Genomic DNA, 18,134 nt, shown 5'->3' on the forward strand with positions numbered 1-18,134 from the left:
TAATTGTCATTTTTAGAAGGTAGTGCTATAATCAATTCATCGAAGGGAGGAGATTAGATGTCTTCTAAAGATGATTGGATTTTTATTTTTCTTGCTATCTTTGGTGCTTATCTTACATCAGAAACTCCCAATCCTAGGAGAGATGAATTATTAAGAAGACGTTTTTTGAAAAAGAAACATCTTTTATCAATTACTAGAATGGAGGAAAATTTGGTATTAAAAAATCGTCTGAAAGAATTACGTGCGCGTGATGGTTTGAATCAGACACAGTTAGCCAAATTGGCGAAAGTTTCTAGACAAACGATTAGTCTTTTGGAACGTAATGAGTATACGCCATCGGTGATTATTGCGCTGCGCATCGCACACATATTTAATGAACCTGTCGAAAATGTTTTTAGTCTTGATGAAGAGGGAGAAGAATAATGAATAAGACAAAACAATTAACAACAAAACAACGTGTTTTATTTTATCTAGGAATTGTTATTGTTAGTGCTCTTGTCGGAGGAGTAACTGGTGTCTTAGGTTTAGGATTTGATGGCAAGATTTTAAAATTTAATTTTGATAGTCTAGTCTTTTTAGTTCGTGGACTTGCAATAATTTCTGTTCTGCTTAACTTGTGGTTCATATACCAAGCAAATCATTATTATAATCGCAAGGAACAGTTGGATGATAATCTTGATGAAGAGGTAAGTTATGATACTTATCGTAAAACGTTTAAGAACTTAGAATTTGCGAATATTTTTTATAATATTTCTTCTGCTTTGGTTCTTTTTCTATTGCTTGGATGTTTGCTTAAATTTCACGATGCTATTGTAAGTGAAGGGCATATGTTTTGGAAAATTCAAATTGTTGATATTGCCTTATTTATTTTGATGGTAGTTCTTCAAATTATTATTTTTAAACTGAATCAAAAAATTCGTCGCTATAAGATTTCGACATTCCCAACCATTGCTGAAGTAAAAGAATTTTTATATTCTTACGATGAAGGTGAGTTGCAAGCTAATTATGAACAATCTTTCTTGATTGTTTTCAATCTCAATTATCGCATCATTCCAGCTATTTACGTTATTTTGTATTTATTAGCTTTCTTCACATCATTGAATGTTGTGTCAGGAATTATAGTCGTAGTGGCACTTCATATCTATATCAACCTTGCTAACATTCATTTTGTGAATAAATATTTCAGAAAATAATAAAAAAATTGACAGCTTTTTCAATTCGTGATAATCTTAAGAAGAATTGAATAGTTTTCTTCGGGGCAGGGTGAAATTCCCGACCGACGGTGTTGTTGTCTCGTTGATTGTTACTTGCTTTTATTTCTCGCTGATATTTCGCTATGTCTGTGAGGAGAAGCAATTACTAATCAACTTTATTTGAAAAATGAGAGAGCTAAGTCCGTGAGCGTAAGCTGATCTGGTGTGATTCCAGAGCCGACAGTAGAGTCTGGATGGGAGAAGAATTGATAGAGTGTCAAAAAGCATACTCTTGCTTTTTGAATTACTTTTTTAGTTGTCTTTAATCGCCTCGTAGTGTAATGCTACGGGGATTTTTGTTTTTGGTATATTTTATGTGTCAGAAAATTCAGATAACTACAGTGGTACCCGATGAAAATGACTGATTAGTGCAAGCTAGTCGGATAATTTTTGTCGGGATTTTTTTATTTGAAAGGAGGAAGATATGGATAAAAACTATATGTTGCAAGCGATAGAAGAAGCTAAGCGTGGCTTTAGGCAAACTTACACCAATCCTTTAGTTGGTGCGGTGATTGTCAAAGGTAATCATGTAATTGCTCGTGGTGCACACCTGCAGTATGGTCATGAGCATGCTGAAAAGAACGCGATTTTACATTGTCAAACTCCGGAAGAACTATTTAATTCAACTCTTTATGTGACCTTGGAACCTTGTCATCATAGGGGAAAACAGCCACCCTGTACCCAAGCGATTGTTGAGGCAGGTATCAAAAAGGTAGTTGTTGGCCAGCTTGACCCCAATCCTTTAGTAGCAGGAAAAGGTGTGGCTTTCTTAAAAGAGCAAGGAATAGAAGTAGTCACTCATGTTTTGGAAGAAGAGGCACGCGCACTCAACAAGCACTACAATGTTTACTATGAGCGCAAGCGTCCTTATGTTGTTTTGAAACAAGCAGTTAGTCTGGATGGAAAGATTGCTGTGCTTGGCAAACGAACGGCTTTGACTGATGACGAGACAAATCGTTTTGTTCACGATGAACGTGATGATTTTCATGCGATATTGGTTGGTGCTGATACGGTCTTGATTGACAATCCACGTTTGCTGGGTAGTGGGACAAGCTTTTGTCCGCCAGTGCGTGTGATTTTGGATGAAAAGGGGCGTGTTTTTGACCAGTTAGATTTACAGATTTTTAAAGATAATTCGGCTCCAGTTTATATTTTTAGTGGTCGGAAGGTTTCGGATTTACCAAAGCATGTCACAGTAATTGATTTGCCAGAGTTTTCGATTGCTAATATTTTGCAGGTGCTTTATGAGAAGAAGTTGCAGTCTGTTTATGTTGAGGGCGGAGCTGGTGTTCATGATGCTTTTCTGGAGAGTGGGCTTTGGGATGAAATCATTTCTTATGTGACTCCTAAGCTTATTGGTGGTAATAGCAAAGCAGCCATGTCGAGTTTTCGTCTGGTTAGTCAAGCCTTAGAATTAGACGATTTTGCTTGCCAGAAAATCGGAAATAATATTAGGCTTTCGGCTAGAAGGAGGGTGTGATGTTTACCGGATTAATTCAAGAACAAGGTCGTATTAGCCGGATTGTCAAACACCAGCACAATATCAAATTAACTTGCAAGGCTTCACGAAAGTTGTTAGCTGATTATAAAATTGGCGATAGTATGGCAATCAATGGTATCTGCTTGACTTGCGTGGCTAAAGCAGGGGATGCATTTACAGTGGATGTCATGCCAGAAACCTTTAGGCGAACGATTTTTTCAGAGAGTCGTGTCGGTGATTTGGTGAATCTTGAGTTAGCTATGTTAGCCCATGCTCGCTTTGAAGGGCATCTTGTGACTGGGCACGTGGATAGTGTGGCAAGGCTTGTCAAAAAAGAAAGTGATGAAAATGCACTTGTACTTAGCTTTGCTTTTCCAAAAGAACTTGAAGGGCAGATTGTTGGGCAAGGCTCAATCGCGGTCAACGGTGTTAGTCTGACGGTGGTATCCGCTGAGAAGGGGCAATTTAGCGTGTCGTTGATTCCACATACGGCAAAAGAGACTAACCTGGCAAGGCTCAAAACAGGTGACAAAGTCAATATTGAGACGGATATTTTAGCAAAATACATGCAAAAACAGCTAAGAATGATGAAAGGAGACTAGATGTTTAAGGATGTTGAAAAGGCAATTTCTGATTTGAAAGCAGGAAAATTAATCGTAGTTGTCGACGATGATGACCGTGAGGCAGAAGGAGATTTGGTTGGTCTTGCGGAGTTAGCGAGTCCTGAAAATGTGAATTTCATGACTAAATACGCGCGTGGTTTGATTTGTGCGCCAGTGTCTGAGAAAATCGCAGAACGTTTGGAACTTGTTCCTATGTCAGAAGAAAATACAGATGCACATGGCACAGCATTTACTATTAGTGTAGACCACAAGACGACTTCAACAGGTATTTCAGCATTTGACCGTGCTAAAACCATTCAAGAATTAGCCTCACAAAGTAGTAAAGCAAGTGATTTTCATTGTCCAGGTCATATGTTTCCTTTGGTTGGACGAAGTGGTGGCGTTCTTAAACGTCGTGGACATACAGAAGCAAGTCTTGAATTGGCACGCTTGGCGGGGAGTCGAGAAGCAACTTATATTTGTGAGATTTTAAAAAATGACGGCACAATGGCACGAAAAAGTGATCTCAGGGAATTTGCTCAAAAATGGGATTTGACCATGATTGAAGTTGGTGATATCGCACGTTACGTCAGTTTTCAAGATAGTCCCAAGGTGAAATTGCCATCGAGTTATGGTGATTTTGACCTTCGTTTATTTGAAGATGAGTTTCATCGTGAGCACATCTTGTTGTCAAAAGGTGAGTTGACATCTGCTGAACCGCTTTTGCTTCGTCTGCATTCAGAATGTTTGACAGGGGATATTTTTGGGTCATATCGTTGTGATTGTGGGGAACAGCTGCACGCTGCCATGAAGAAAATCAATGAAATTGGTCGTGGAGCAATTTTGTATCTTCGCCAAGAAGGACGTGGCATCGGACTAAAGAACAAGCTCAAAGCTTATCAGCTGCAAGAAAATGGTTTTGATACTTATGATGCCAATGTTGAGTTGGGTTTTGCACCTGATGAGCGTGATTATCAGATTGCTGCAGATATTTTATCATTTTTGAAAATCCAACAAATCAGGCTTTTGACAAATAATCCTGATAAGCTGGAACAACTTACGGCTGCTGGCATTGAGATTGTTGAACGCTTGCCTTTACAGGTGCCGGCTCACCAAGAAAATCGAGCTTACCTACAAACCAAACAAGAAAAATTTCATCATTTATTACACATTATTTAAGGAGTGACTATCATGACAACATTTGAAGGAAAATTTATTGGAAAAAATGTCAAAATTGCTATCGTCGTCGCACGTTTTAACGAATTTATCACCTCAAAATTATTGGGTGGAGCAATGGACGGCTTGATTCGTAATGAAGTGTCTGAAGAAGACATTGATGTTTACTGGGTTCCAGGTGCTTTTGAAATTCCATTTATGACGAAAAAAATTGTGGCGAGTGGAAAATATGACGGTGTCATCACACTTGGTAGTGTCATCCGTGGGTCAACCAGCCACTACGACCTTGTCTGTAACGAAGTGGCTAAGGGTGTTGGTCAGATTAATCTTACTAGTGACATTCCAGTTATGTTTGGCGTGATTACGACTGAAGATATTGAGCAAGCTATCGAACGTTCAGGCTCAAAAGCTGGAAATAAAGGCAGCGAATGTGCGCAAGGTGTGCTTGAAATGATTGACTTAGCAAGACAACTTTAAGTTGAAAACGAGAAAAAGCTAGGAAGTTGTCCTAGCTTTTTAGTATTAAACAAAAAGAAGAGATTATCTCTTAACTAAAAACATTTTTCCTTGTGTCGGAATGATAATGGCTAGTGCTAAAATGACGAAAACCAAAGTTAGAAGACCAGCTGTGCCATTGACCGTAAACGAATATAAGTAAGGTGACATACCTTTTGGAGCGTAGCTTCCCCAGAAGATAAAACCAGCTACAAAGTGCCAAAAATAGCGGACAAAGACAGCTAATAGAGCACCACCTGTTGCGTAAAATAAAGCGCGTCCTTTATTGTCTTTTGAAAGAGCATTTTGAAACGGAACTGACAAAAATCCTGCTAACCCCATTGAGACAAAAGCGATGATGTATTCGATGATAACTTGCGATAAAGCCAAATACCAAACTTTACCTAAAATGAAATGAAGTAATCCCCAGATAAGTCCGGCTAAAGTACCATATTTTGGACCACGGCGAAGTGCAAAGAGTACTAGGGGGATAGCTCCAAACGAAGGTGTGAACCAGCTAGCAAAATCTGGAATATAAGATAAAGCCATGGCTAGTGCAGCAACAAGGGCAGTCTCAATCAAAGCAGACAGTTGAGAATTTTTCGACGACATAAAAAGCTCCTTCTAATACAAAGGAGCTTTCTTTTTATCTGATAATTGTACAAGGCGATTTCAAATCATCGTTTTAAAAAAGTCATGTCACAATCCCTACGCTCGTACTAACGAGATCAGGTTATCAGGATTTCGCGTCATGCGATCTCAGCCAGAAGCACTCCTTTGTGAAATTTTAATTACCTATAGTCTAGCACTTTTAAAAATGACTTGTCAAGAACTTTTTAATCGCTTTCAAGAAAATTAAAGCCCGTAATTGTAGTCACCGTCTTTCATGGCTTCAACCGAACCAAGAAGATAACCATTCCCGACCTGACTAAAGAAGTCGTGGTTGGAAGTTCCAGTTGAAATACCATTCATGACAATTGGATTAACATCATTAGCGGTGTCTGGGAAAAGAGGGTCTTGTCCCAAATTCATAAGAGCTTTGTTGGCATTGTAGCGTAAGAAGGTCATGACTTCTTCAGTCCAGCCAACTTCATCGTAAAGTGATTTGGTATAATTTTCTTCATTTTCATAAAGCTGGTAAAGTAAATCGTACATCCAATCACGCAGCTCATCTTGCTTGTCTTCTGGTAATTCATTAAAGCCTAGCTGGAATTTATAACCAATGTAAGTTCCGTGGACAGACTCATCGCGGATAATCAGTTTAATGATTTCAGCGACGTTAGCTAGTTTGTTATTGCCAAGGTAATAAAGCGGGGTAAAAAAGCCTGAATAGAAGAGAAAGGTTTCTAGAAAAGTTGAGGCAACTTTCTTTTGCAGGGCATCGCCGTTTTCATAAATATCGTTGATGATTTTTGCTTTTTTCTGTAAAAATTCATTCTTGTTTGTCCATTCGAAAATGGCTTCAATTTCTGATTTGGTGTTAAGCGTTGAAAAAATTGAAGAATAAGATTTGGCGTGGACAGATTCCATGAATTGAATATTGTTAAGAACAGCTTCCTCATGCGGTGTACGGACGTCAGCGCGAATAGCTTCAACGCCGGATTCTGATTGCATGGTATCAAGCAGCGTCAAACCGCCGAAGACTTTGCCAACCAGGTCTTTTTCCTGGTCAGAGAGTTTGCGCCAGTCATCGAGGTCGTTCGACAGTGGAATACGAGTATCAAGCCAAAATTGTTCAGTCAACTTTTCCCAAGTTGACTTATCGATGACATCCTCAATCTCGTTCCAATTGATGGCTTTATAATATATTTGTGACATCTATTTTCTCCTAATGGATTTGAGTAAAGTTAATAAATGAATAACATAGTGTTTAACGTCTTGTTATTAGGTCCTTTAGGACCAAAGTAAGTTTGCAAGAGTTACGACACGTAATCAATCGGCTCGATACTAGTCGATTGATGAAGTTAGTAAGTGAACTAGGCAAGCCGCCCTAGCGGTTGCCGTCTCGTTATTAGGTCCTTTAGGACCAATAACAAGTGTTCAGTTAGATTACACAGCTTTCGCATTGGTTTGAGCCGACTTCGTCCCCGTCATCTGTAAAGGTACGAATGTAGTAGATTGATTTAATACCTTTGTTAAAAGCATAGTGACGAAGGATTGATAAATCTCGTGTGGTTTGCTTGCTTTGCGTTTTCCATTCGTAGAGCCCTTCTGGAATATCGCTGCGTAAAAACAATGTGAGTGACAAACCTTGGTCAACGTGTTCAGTTGCTGCTGCGTAGACGTCGATGACTTTTCGCATATCCATGTCATAGGCAGAAGTGTAATACGGGATAGTCTCAGTTGAAAGCCCTGCCGCTGGGTAGTAAATTTTTCCGATTTTCTTTTCTTGACGCTCTTCGATACGTTGCGTAATTGGGTGCAGCGAAGCAGACACATCATTGATGTAAGAAATTGACCCGTTTGGAGCAACAGCTAATCGGTTTTGATGATAAAGCCCATCTCTCATGACAGCATCACGAAGCACAAGCCAGTCTTTTCCGCTTGGAATGAAATGCTTAGCAAATAATTCTTTGATTCGGTCTGATTTTGGAACATAATCACCCGTAATATATTTATCAAAATATGAGCCATCAGCGTAGCTTGATTTTTCAAATCCAACAAAAGTTTGTTTGCGTTCACGAGCGATATTATTTGACTCCACCAAAGTCCAGTAATTCAATAACATGAAATAAATATTGGTAAATTCAATGGATTCAGGACCGCCGTACTGAATATGATTTTGGGCTAAGAAGGTGTGAAGTCCCATAGCACCAAGTCCAAAAGTGTGAGCTTGCTCATTACCGTGCTTGATTGTTGGAACGGATTCGATAGAAGATGTATCAGACACGAATGTCAAGGCACGTGTCATAGCCTTGATAGAGCGACCAAAATCAGGTGAAGTCATCATGTTAACAACGTTTGTTGAACCAAGATTACATGAGATATCTGTTCCCATTTTGGTGAATTCCTGAGCATCGTTAATTACGCTAGGTGTCTGTACTTGTAATACTTCTGAACAAAGGTTTGACATGATGATTTTGCCATCGATAGGATTTGTACGATTTGCAGTGTCGATATTTACCACATAAGGATAACCAGATTCTTGTTGTAATTTTGAAATCTCAGTTTCCAAATCACGCGCTTTAATCTTCGTTTTAACGATATTTGGATTGGCTACCATGTTGTCGTATTCAGCTGTGATGTCGACATAGCTGTAAGGAACACCGTACTCACGTTCAACACTAAACGGGCTAAAGAGATACATGTCTTCGTTGTTACGAGTCAATTCGTAAAATTTATCGGGAACGGTAATACCAAGTGAGAGTGTTTTGACGCGGACTTTCTCATCGGCGTTTTCTTTTTTTGTTGATAAGAAAGCTAGGATATCTGGGTGAAAGACATCAAGATAAACGGCACCGGCTCCCTGACGTTGTCCAAGTTGATTTGAATATGAAAAGCTGTCTTCAAATAACTTCATAACTGGAACAACACCTGATGCTGCGCCTTCGTATCCTTTGATTGGAGCGCCAGCTTCGCGAAGATTTGACAAATTAATGCCGACCCCTCCACCAATACGAGACAATTGTAGTGCTGAGTTGATTGAACGACCGATTGAATTCATATCATCTGTCATGGAAATCAAGAAACATGACACAAATTCGCCACGTCGACTGCGACCAGCATTTAAAAACGAAGGAGTAGCAGGCTGATATCGCTGATTAATCATTTCAGTAGCTAAATCTTTTGCCAAGTCTTCATTGCCGTCAGCAAAATAAAGGGCATTAAATAATATTCGGTCCTCGATGCTTTCAAGATACTGGCTCCCGTCGTTAGTCTTTAAGGCGTATTGCTGGTAAAACTTGTAGGCTGCCATGAAAGATTTGAAACGAAAACGGTGAGCGTGTAGGTCTCTTGATAAGCTTTCGATAAATTTAGGGGAGTAGCTACGAATGAAAGCTTCTTCGAGGTAATCATGTTCAATCAGATAGTTGATTTTATCGGTGATGGAATCAAAGGTCATCGTATTTGGAATAACATTTTCTAAAAAGAAAGCCTGAAGCGCTTCTTTGTCTTTATTTAGAGGGATTTGACCATTGATTGGACGGTTAATTTCGTTATTTAGGCGAAAGTATGAAACGTCGCCGAGATTATTGAGGCTCATAAAGTTAGTTACCACTTTATTATCGATGTGGTAATTCCTTTCTAATTTTGAATTTTTTATCTAGATAATCTCTTTTAGTTTGCTTGGTTGAAAACCTGAAAAAGAAATGTCGCCAGCCTTAATAACTGGAGCAGAAGTAAAGCCGAGGCTTTTAACGTAGTCGACCATATCAGGCTGCTCATCGATATTAATTTCTTGGTAATTGGCACCTTCTTTGTCTAAAAGTTTTTTGGTCATTTTACATTGCATGCAATTATTTTTTGAAAAAAGTGTAATTTTATTAGTCATGAGGATTTCCTCCATAATTCGTTATATTTTTTTAAATCAATGTTTAATTAGAATATCCAAAAAATACTAAAAAGGCAAATGATATAGCTTACAAAACCACAACATCTTGTACCAAAGTACTTAAAACTGCACAAAATATAGTGTTTGCGTACTTTTCGCTAGCTCAATTAGCGACGTCACATGACATGTTATATAATCTGACACAGAACTGTAAATTAATGTTGACATAATTTTCTGAATTTTGTATAATTAAAACACTAAAATTATATTCGGGGGTCCGTACATGACAGAATTTTTATCAAAATTTTCTTTCAAAGAGAATGACTATTCTTATTTCAATCTTGAAGAAGTCGTTTCTCATTATGGAGGAAATATCAAAAGAATCCCTTATACAATTCGTATATTACTTGAAAGTTTACTCAGAAAGTATGATGGCGTAGATGTTACAAAAAGTAACATTGAAAATTTAGCAACTTATAATCCTAAAAAAATCCATGGCGAAGTACCATTCAAACCAAGTCGTGTTATTTTGCAAGACTTTACTGGTGTGCCAGTTGTCGTTGATTTGGCATCAATGCGTGATGCGATTGTTGCAAACGGTGGAGATGCTGAATTGATTAACCCTGAAATTCCGGTTGATTTGGTAATCGACCATAGTGTTCAAGTTGATTTCTTTGGCTGTGACACAGCTCTAGAAGACAACATTAACATGGAGTTTAAACGTAATAATGAGCGCTACGAATTCTTGAAATGGGCTGAAAAATCATTTGATAATTATCGTGCGGTCCCACCAGCAACAGGAATTATTCACCAAGTTAATATCGAGTATCTCAGTGATGTGGTCATTGAAAAAGACGGTGTTCTTTATCCTGATTCAATGTTTGGTACAGATAGTCACACAACAATGATTAATGGTATTGGTGTTCTTGGTTGGGGCGTTGGAGGAATCGAAGCAGAAGCTGCTATGCTTGGTGAGGCTTCGTTCTTCCCAATTCCAGAAGTTATTGGTGTTCGTTTGACTGGTAAATTACCTAAGATTGCGACGGCAACTGACTTGGCACTTAAAGTGACACAGGTGCTTCGTCAAGAAAAAGTTGTCGGCAAATTCGTTGAGTACTTTGGTGATGGTCTTTCAAACCTTAGTCTTGCTGAACGTGCAACTATTGCTAATATGGCACCTGAGTACGGGGCAACATGCGGATATTTCCCAATCGATGACGAAACGCTTAATTACATGCGCTTGACTAATCGTGATGAAGACCATATTGCGCTAACAAAAGAATATGCTAAACACAATAATCTTTTCTACGATCCAGAGCACCAAGCAGAATACACTAAAGTGGTTGAAATTGATTTATCTACCATTTCGCCAAGCATTTCTGGGCCAAAACGTCCGCAAGATTTGATTGATTTGACACAAGCTAAGCAAACCTTCCAAGAAAGTTTAACACGTGAAGCCGGTGTTCAAGGATTTGGCTTGGGGGCTGATGAGATTAACAAAACAGCAACCGTTCATTTTGAAGACAAAGATGTCGAAATCAAGACTGGACATGTTGCTATTGCAGCTATCACATCATGTACGAATACTTCAAATCCTTACGTGCTCATGTCAGCTGGACTACTTGCTAAAAAAGCTGTTGAAAAAGGGCTGCGCGTAGCTCCAACGGTCAAAACGTCGCTTGCTCCAGGTTCAAAAGTAGTAACAGGCTATCTTCGTAATTCTGGTTTGCAAGATTATCTTGATACGCTTGGCTTTAACATTGTTGGATATGGTTGTACGACATGTATCGGTAACTCAGGTAGCCTTCGTCCAGAAGTTGCAAAAGCTATTACTGACACTGACTTGCTAGCATCAGCTGTTTTGTCAGGTAACCGTAACTTTGAAGGTCGTGTTAATCCACTCGTCAAAGCAAACTTCCTTGCTAGTCCACCGCTAGTTGTGGCTTATGCGCTTGCTGGAAATACGAATATTGATTTGACAACTGAGCCGCTTGGTTTCGACCAAAATAATGAGCCTGTGTACCTTAAAGACATCATGCCAACAAATGACGAAGTTGCCAAATACGTTGATAAATTTGTCACTCGTGAATTGTTTGAACATGAGTATGAACATGTCTTTACTGATAGTGAAAAATGGAATCAAATTCCAACTGAAGAAAGCCAGATTTATCACTGGAATGAAGCGTCAACTTACATTCAAAATCCGCCATATTTTGACCATTTAGGTGATGATTTGGTTATCAAACCGCTTAAAAATTTGAAACCTTTAGCAAAATTTGGTGATAGTGTGACAACAGACCACATTTCTCCAGCAGGTAACATTGCTAGAAATAGCCCTGCTGCTAACTATTTGACAGAACACGGTGTTGATTATCTTGATTTCAACTCATATGGTAGCCGTCGCGGTAATCACGAAGTCATGATGCGAGGCACATTTGCGAATATTCGTATCCAAAACCAATTGGCTGATGGAAAAATTGGTGGATACACAAAATATAAAGGCGAGCTTATGCCAATTTACGATGCAGCTATGCATTATAAGGAAGATAATGTTGGCACATTAGTGATTGCTGGTAAAGATTATGGTATGGGGTCAAGTCGTGACTGGGCAGCAAAAGGTTCAAACCTTCTTGGTGTCAAAGCTGTGCTTGCTGAAAGTTTTGAACGTATTCATCGCTCAAACCTTGTAATGATGGGCGTTTTGCCGCTTCAATTATTAGAAGGAGATACCGCTGTAAGTCTTGGCTTAACAGGCTACGAAACTTATGATATTAACCTTTCAGAAAATCCTGGCATTCACGATATTGTTGATATCGTTGCACGTGATGAGTCAGGTGAAAAACACTTTAAAGCCATGGTACGTTTTGATGCTGATGCTGACATCCGCTATTACAAAAACGGTGGTATTCTACCAATGGTTGTTAGAAAGAAATTAGGGGGTGCTTAATATATGACAGGAGCAAGTGGATTAAAAGATTTAATTGCCTGCAATACCCGTATTAGTTCAATTATTGATGATAATTTATCTTATGCAGGTTACAATATTTCAGAATTAATGGATAACGATGCTAGCTTTGAAGAAGTCATTTACCTTCTTTGGAATTTGCATTTGCCAAATAAAACAGAACTTGATGATTTTGTAAAATTGCTACGCGATAACTATGAAATCAGCGATGCCGTTGTGCAATGTATTATGATTCAATCACGTAATCATTTGCATCCAATGAGTGTACTTCGCTCAACTGTCAGTCTCCTTGGTGTTTATAATATCAATGCCGAAGATAACTCTGAAGAAGCAACATACGAACAATCTATTCAATTGATGGCAAAGATGCCAACAATTATCGCTACTTTTGCACGCTTACGTGAAGGCAAAACACCAGTGGCACCGCGTAAAGATTTGTGCTTTGCAGCTAATTTCCTTTACATGTTAAATGGAGAAGAACCAACCGATTTACAAGTTAAAGCCCTTAATCGTGCTTTGGTTTTACATGCTGACCATGAATTAAATGCTTCAACATTTGCAGCGCGCGTGTGTGCCTCAACTTTAGCTGATATTTATTCTTGTGTGACGACAGCGATTGGTACACTAAAAGGACCACTTCATGGTGGAGCTAATGAACGTGTCTTTGACATGCTCAAAGAAATTCGTGAAATGGGTGATACCAAAGCTTATCTTAAGGAAAAACTTGATTCACAAGAAAAAATCATGGGATTTGGTCACCGTGTTTATAAAACACAAGACCCTCGTGAAAAATACCTTCGTGAAATGGCAAAGGCTTTGACAGAAGGCACAGAAAACGAAGTTTGGTATAACTTGTCACGCGAAATTGAAGACTACATGAAGCATACCAAGGGTCTTATTCCAAATGTCGATTTTTATTCAGCAACGGTTTATCATGTGCTTGGCATTGATAGTTCAATCTTCACACTTATCTTTGCGATGAGTCGTGTGTCAGGTTGGATTGCTCACATCCAAGAACAACAAAAACACAACAAACTTATTCGACCTCGTTCACGTTACAAAGGTGAACTTGGTTTGAAGTATGTACCGCTTGACGAACGTTAAAAGATAGGAAAGGAAAATGAATTATGGCAGATAAAATCACTTTAGAAAATGGTCAGTTGGCTGTTTCTAATCATCCGATTATCCCTTTCATCGAAGGTGATGGTGTAGGTCGTGATATTTGGAAAAATGCGCGTGCAGTCTTTGATGCAGCGGTTGAAAAAGCTTATCAAGGTGAGAAAAAAGTTGCGTGGCATGAGCTTTTAGCTGGTAAAAAAGCACATGAAGTAACTGGTGAATGGTTGCCTAAAGAAACACTTGATACTATTAAAGAAGATTTGATTGCTATCAAAGGACCTCTTGAAACGCCTGTTGGTGGTGGGATTCGCTCACTTAATGTGACCCTTCGTCAAGAATTAGATTTATATGCATGTGTTCGTCCAGTTCGCTATTTTAAAGGAATTGAAAGTCCGCTTAAAGAACCTGAAAAGACAAGTATTACTATTTTCCGTGAAAATACTGAAGATATTTACGCTGGTATTGAATGGGAAGCCGGCACAGCAGAAGTGAAAAAAGTCATTGAGTTCTTGCAAAATGAAATGTCTGTCAAGAAGATTCGTTTCCCTGAAACAAGTAGTATCGGTATTAAACCCATTTCAAAAGAAGGTAGCGAACGTCTTATCCGTTCCGCTATCGAGTATGCTTTAACAAACGGTTTGACTCATGTGACAATCGTTCATAAAGGAAATATTCAAAAATTCACTGAAGGTGGTTTCCGTAAATGGGGTTATGAACTTGCTGAACGTGAATACGCTGATGAGTTGGCAAATGGAAAATTAATTATCAACGATATTATTGCTGATAATTTCCTTCAACAAATTCTGCTTAATCCTGAAAAATTTGACGTTGTTGCTTTGACAAACTTAAATGGAGATTATGCCAGTGATGCGCTTGCTGCTCAAGTTGGAGGTATCGGTATCTCGCCAGGTGCTAATATCAACTATGTTACTGGTCATGCGATTTTCGAAGCGACACACGGAACGGCTCCTGACATTGCTGGTAAAGACATTGCAAATCCATGTTCTGTTCTTTTGTCAGGTTGTATGTTGTTTGATTATATCGGATGGACAGAAGTAGCTTCGCTGATTACAAAAGCTATTGAAACAACTTTTGCTAAGGGGCAATTTACTGCTGATTTAGCACAAGGAAAACAAGCGTATTCAACAAGTGATTTTGCAGCAAAACTAATCGAAAATATGTAAAAGCTAACCTAGAACAAGTCTTGTTCTAGGTTTTTTGTTATAATAAAAATAGTTTTTATTTTTAGAGGTTGGAATGTTATGGGGTATTCAGTAACGGATATTGTATTCCTTTTTTTTATTTACTCATTTGTCGGATGGCTTTGGGAGACAGTTTACTGTTCGATTAGGGATAAAAAATTTGCTTATCGTGGTTTTTTGGTCGGACCTTATTGTCCTGTTTATGGGTTTGCGGTCACGACCGTTTTACTAGCAACGGAGCCGTTTCAAAGTAATCTTTTATGGCTGTTCTTAAGCGGCATGCTCATTGCGACCCTTTTTGAGTTTATTGCTGGCTGGTTTTTAGAGTACTTTTTCCATATGAAACTTTGGGATTATAGTCACTTATGGGGAAATATCAGAGGATGGATTGCTCCGAAGATTTCGTTATTCTGGGGCTTTAGTATTCTTATCTTGGTAAAATGGGTTCAGCCAGTTGTCATGTCAATCATTGAGCGGTTAAATATCTGGTATGCTCTTGGAATTGTCAGCATGATGACGGCTGACTTGATTTGGACTGTCATGGATACCGTAAAATTCCAACAAGCAGCAGCAACGTTTGAAAACTATGTTCGAACAGAGCAAGCAAAAATGTTAAAATCTGTCAGAGAAGAATTCAATGATTGGACAAAACAAAAAGAAGTATTCGCTAAGCGTTTGGAAAATCTTCGTTTGCGTTTAAATGAAAATTTAAAAATCAAGGGTGTTCAACCTTTTCGTTTCAACCAACGTCGTATGCTTAGAAACTATAGTCAATTTAGTTTGACAACAGCGCCATTCTTCAATGAAATTCGAAAACAAACACAAGCTTTGAAGAAGAAAAAGGCAGAAAAGAAAAACCATTAATTAATTCATCAAAAGTCTGAAATCAAATTGTTTCAGGCTTGTTTTATTTACAAAATAATGTTATGTTGAATTATTTAAACCTATTTGCAAATTTATTTTCCAGAAAAACAAAAAATTTGCATGTTAAAAGTGCTGATTTTCCTTATTTTTTCAAAAATGAAAGCACATACAGAGCGTGAAACTATTGAAATAAAAAAGTGTTTATGCTATAATTATGGCTTGTAAGGGTTATCATAAGATAATCCGAAAAAACACAAATAAAAGGAGAACCATAATATGGCTTCAAAAGATTTTCACATTGTTGCAGAAACAGGTATTCACGCACGTCCAGCTACTTTGCTTGTTCAAACAGCTAGCAAATTTGCTTCAGACATCACTCTTGACTACAAAGGTAAAGCAGTAAACCTTAAATCAATCATGGGTGTTATGAGCCTTGGTGTTGGTCAAGGTGCTGACGTTACTATCTCAGCTGAAGGTGCAGACGCTGATGACGCACTTGCAGCAATCGAAGAAACAATGACAAAAGAAGGATTGGCTTAAGAAAATGACAGAAATGCTTAAAGGAATTGCCGCATCTGATGGTGTTGCTGTTGCTAAAGCGTATCTACTCGTTCAACCTGATTTGTCATTTGAAACTGTTACAGTTGAAGATACAAGTGCAGAGGAAGCTCGCCTAGATGCAGCATTGAAAGCATCTCAAGACGAGCTTTCTATTATACGTGAAAAAGCAGTAGAAACACTTGGCGAAGAAGCAGCTGCCGTATTTGACGCACATTTAATGGTTCTTGCTGACCCAGAAATGATCAGCCAAATTAAAGAAACTATTCGTGCAAAACAAGTTAACGCAGAAGCAGGACTTAAAGAAGTGACTGACATGTTCATCACTATCTTTGAAGGAATGGAAGACAACCCATACATGCAAGAACGTGCCGCAGATATCCGCGACGTTGCTAAACGTGTATTGGCTCACCTTATCGGTGCTAAACTTCCAAACCCTGCAACAATTGATGAAGAATCAATCGTTATTGCACACGATTTGACACCTTCTGATACTGCCCAATTGAACAAACAATTTGTTAAAGCCTTTGTTACTAACATTGGTGGACGTACAAGTCACTCAGCTATCATGGCTCGTACTCTTGAAATTGCCGCTGTTCTTGGTACAAATGATATCACTAGCCGTGTTAAAGATGGCGATATCGTTGCTGTAAACGGTATCACAGGTGATGTTATCATTAACCCAACAGATGAAGAAATTGCTGAATTTAAAGCTGCTGGTGAAGCATATGCTAAACAAAAAGCTGAATGGGCTCTTCTTAAAGACGCTGAAACAGTGACAGCAGATGGTAAACACTTCGAATTGGCAGCTAACATTGGTACACCTAAAGACGTTGAAGGTGTAAACGCTAATGGTGCTGAAGCAGTTGGTCTTTACCGTACAGAATTCTTGTACATGGATTCACAAGATTTCCCAACTGAAGATGAACAATATGAAGCATACAAAGCAGTTCTTGAAGGCATGAACGGTAAACCAGTTGTCGTTCGTACAATGGATATCGGTGGAGACAAAGAACTTCCATACTTTGATCTTCCAAACGAAATGAACCCATTCCTTGGATTCCGTGCACTTCGTATTTCTATCTCAGAAACAGGAAATGCAATGTTCCGTACACAAATCCGTGCACTTCTTCGTGCATCTGTACACGGACAACTTCGTATCATGTTCCCAATGGTTGCACTTCTTAAAGAATTCCGTGCTGCTAAAGCAATCTTTGATGAAGAAAAAGCTAACCTTAAAGCTGAAGGTGTTGCCGTTTCAGATGATATCCAAGTTGGTATCATGATTGAAATCCCAGCTGCAGCTATGCTTGCTGACCAATTTGCGAAAGAAGTTGACTTCTTCTCAATCGGAACAAACGACCTTATCCAATACACAATGGCTGCTGACCGTATGAACGAACAAGTTTCATACCTTTACCAACCATATAACCCATCAATCCTTCGTTTGATTAACAACGTTATCAAAGCAGCTCACGCTGAAGGTAAATGGGCTGGTATGTGTGGTGAAATGGCTGGTGACCAAAAAGCTGTTCCACTTCTTGTCGGAATGGGACTTGACGAGTTCTCTATGTCAGCTACATCAATTCTTCGTACTCGTAGCTTGATGAAGAAACTTGACACAGCTAAAATGCAAGAATACGCTAACCGTGCTCTTACAGAATGTTCAACAATGGAAGAAGTTCTTGAACTTAGCAAAGAATACGTTAACGTTGACTAATAACATATAAAGAATCTGAGAATTATCTCAGGTTCTTTTTTATAATTGTTATAAAAGTGTTAAAAAATACTTGACTTGGAGTCGACTTTAAGGTGTATTATTTTTTTGGAAGAAGGTTTTATCGCTAGTAAACTTTATTCAGTAATTTTATAAATATGAAAATTTGAAGGTACAAAGTATTTGTCAAAATTTTCAGAATTTTTTTGTG

General features: G+C 38.6%; 16 protein-coding genes and 2 riboswitches. Of the genes, 12 read left to right on the forward strand and 4 right to left on the reverse strand.

What is annotated here, in order from left to right:
• The first annotated feature begins 57 nt into the window (after window positions 1–57).
• The 6 genes from ACN0NP_RS07925 to ribE all read left to right on the forward strand — a co-directional run bounded on the left by ACN0NP_RS07925 (window position 58) and on the right by ribE (window position 4,988).
• Window positions 58–423 carry a helix-turn-helix transcriptional regulator gene (locus ACN0NP_RS07925; protein WP_423217116.1) on the forward strand — a complete coding sequence of 122 codons (366 nt, stop codon included), beginning with the start codon at window positions 58–60 and terminating at the stop codon, window positions 421–423.
• Window positions 423–1,193, forward strand: a complete 771-nt coding sequence (locus tag ACN0NP_RS07930) for a DUF3169 family protein (RefSeq protein ID WP_423217117.1) — start codon at window positions 423–425, stop codon at window positions 1,191–1,193. The genes ACN0NP_RS07925 and ACN0NP_RS07930 overlap by 1 nt, the downstream gene beginning before the upstream one ends.
• Before the next feature lie 52 nt (window positions 1,194–1,245).
• Window positions 1,246–1,463: riboswitch (FMN riboswitch) on the forward strand.
• A gap of 214 nt (window positions 1,464–1,677) precedes the next feature.
• A complete protein-coding gene (ribD, locus tag ACN0NP_RS07935) occupies window positions 1,678–2,733 on the forward strand; it encodes a bifunctional diaminohydroxyphosphoribosylaminopyrimidine deaminase/5-amino-6-(5-phosphoribosylamino)uracil reductase RibD (protein WP_423217118.1) in 1,056 nt (351 codons plus the stop codon).
• Entirely contained in the window at window positions 2,733–3,335 is a 603-nt protein-coding gene (locus ACN0NP_RS07940) for a riboflavin synthase (RefSeq protein WP_423217119.1), read from the forward strand. Before ribD ends, ACN0NP_RS07940 begins: the two co-directional genes overlap by 1 nt.
• Entirely contained in the window at window positions 3,336–4,514 is a 1,179-nt protein-coding gene (ribA, locus tag ACN0NP_RS07945; protein ID WP_423217120.1) for a GTP cyclohydrolase II, read from the forward strand.
• 12 nt (window positions 4,515–4,526) lie between these two features.
• Window positions 4,527–4,988, forward strand: a complete 462-nt coding sequence (ribE, locus tag ACN0NP_RS07950) for a 6,7-dimethyl-8-ribityllumazine synthase (RefSeq protein ID WP_423217121.1) — start codon at window positions 4,527–4,529, stop codon at window positions 4,986–4,988.
• A 63-nt stretch (window positions 4,989–5,051) separates the two neighbouring features.
• Here the strand turns inward: ribE and thiT are convergent, their stop codons facing one another.
• From thiT to nrdH, 4 genes are all read right to left on the reverse strand, one after another.
• Window positions 5,052–5,618 carry an energy-coupled thiamine transporter ThiT gene (thiT, locus tag ACN0NP_RS07955; protein WP_074479802.1) on the reverse strand — a complete coding sequence of 189 codons (567 nt, stop codon included), beginning with the start codon at window positions 5,616–5,618 and terminating at the stop codon, window positions 5,052–5,054.
• 76 nt (window positions 5,619–5,694) lie between these two features.
• Window positions 5,695–5,793: riboswitch (TPP riboswitch) on the reverse strand.
• A gap of 68 nt (window positions 5,794–5,861) precedes the next feature.
• Entirely contained in the window at window positions 5,862–6,824 is a 963-nt protein-coding gene (gene nrdF / locus ACN0NP_RS07960) for a class 1b ribonucleoside-diphosphate reductase subunit beta (RefSeq protein WP_423217122.1), read from the reverse strand.
• Window positions 6,825–7,050: 226 nt separating this feature from the next.
• Window positions 7,051–9,210, reverse strand: coding sequence for a class 1b ribonucleoside-diphosphate reductase subunit alpha (nrdE, locus tag ACN0NP_RS07965; protein ID WP_423217123.1), 2,160 nt, complete (start codon window positions 9,208–9,210; stop codon window positions 7,051–7,053).
• A 60-nt stretch (window positions 9,211–9,270) separates the two neighbouring features.
• Window positions 9,271–9,498, reverse strand: coding sequence for a glutaredoxin-like protein NrdH (gene nrdH / locus ACN0NP_RS07970; protein ID WP_024344308.1), 228 nt, complete (start codon window positions 9,496–9,498; stop codon window positions 9,271–9,273).
• Between the two features lie 283 nt (window positions 9,499–9,781).
• Between nrdH and acnA the strand changes: the two genes are divergently transcribed.
• The 6 genes from acnA to ptsP all read left to right on the forward strand — a co-directional run bounded on the left by acnA (window position 9,782) and on the right by ptsP (window position 17,926).
• Window positions 9,782–12,445, forward strand: coding sequence for an aconitate hydratase AcnA (gene acnA / locus ACN0NP_RS07975; protein ID WP_423217124.1), 2,664 nt, complete (start codon window positions 9,782–9,784; stop codon window positions 12,443–12,445).
• Between the two features lie 3 nt (window positions 12,446–12,448).
• The gene (locus ACN0NP_RS07980) at window positions 12,449–13,567 is read left to right on the forward strand and encodes a citrate synthase (RefSeq protein ID WP_074628835.1); all 1,119 of its coding nucleotides are present in this window, start codon (window positions 12,449–12,451) and stop codon (window positions 13,565–13,567) included.
• 23 nt (window positions 13,568–13,590) lie between these two features.
• Window positions 13,591–14,766 (forward strand): NADP-dependent isocitrate dehydrogenase, encoded by a 1,176-nt coding sequence (gene icd / locus ACN0NP_RS07985; protein WP_027967982.1) that lies wholly within the window; start codon window positions 13,591–13,593, stop codon window positions 14,764–14,766.
• A 78-nt stretch (window positions 14,767–14,844) separates the two neighbouring features.
• The gene (locus ACN0NP_RS07990; RefSeq protein WP_423217125.1) at window positions 14,845–15,648 is read left to right on the forward strand and encodes a putative ABC transporter permease; all 804 of its coding nucleotides are present in this window, start codon (window positions 14,845–14,847) and stop codon (window positions 15,646–15,648) included.
• A 276-nt stretch (window positions 15,649–15,924) separates the two neighbouring features.
• Window positions 15,925–16,188: a phosphocarrier protein HPr gene (locus ACN0NP_RS07995; RefSeq protein ID WP_003064009.1), complete on the forward strand. Its 264-nt coding sequence runs from the start codon at window positions 15,925–15,927 to the stop codon at window positions 16,186–16,188.
• Between the two features lie 4 nt (window positions 16,189–16,192).
• Window positions 16,193–17,926, forward strand: a complete 1,734-nt coding sequence (ptsP, locus tag ACN0NP_RS08000; protein WP_021141960.1) for a phosphoenolpyruvate--protein phosphotransferase — start codon at window positions 16,193–16,195, stop codon at window positions 17,924–17,926.
• Window positions 17,927–18,134 lie beyond the last annotated feature (208 nt).

Source organism: Streptococcus equinus (genome assembly GCF_049393805.1).
Lineage (GTDB): Bacteria > Bacillota > Bacilli > Lactobacillales > Streptococcaceae > Streptococcus > Streptococcus equinus.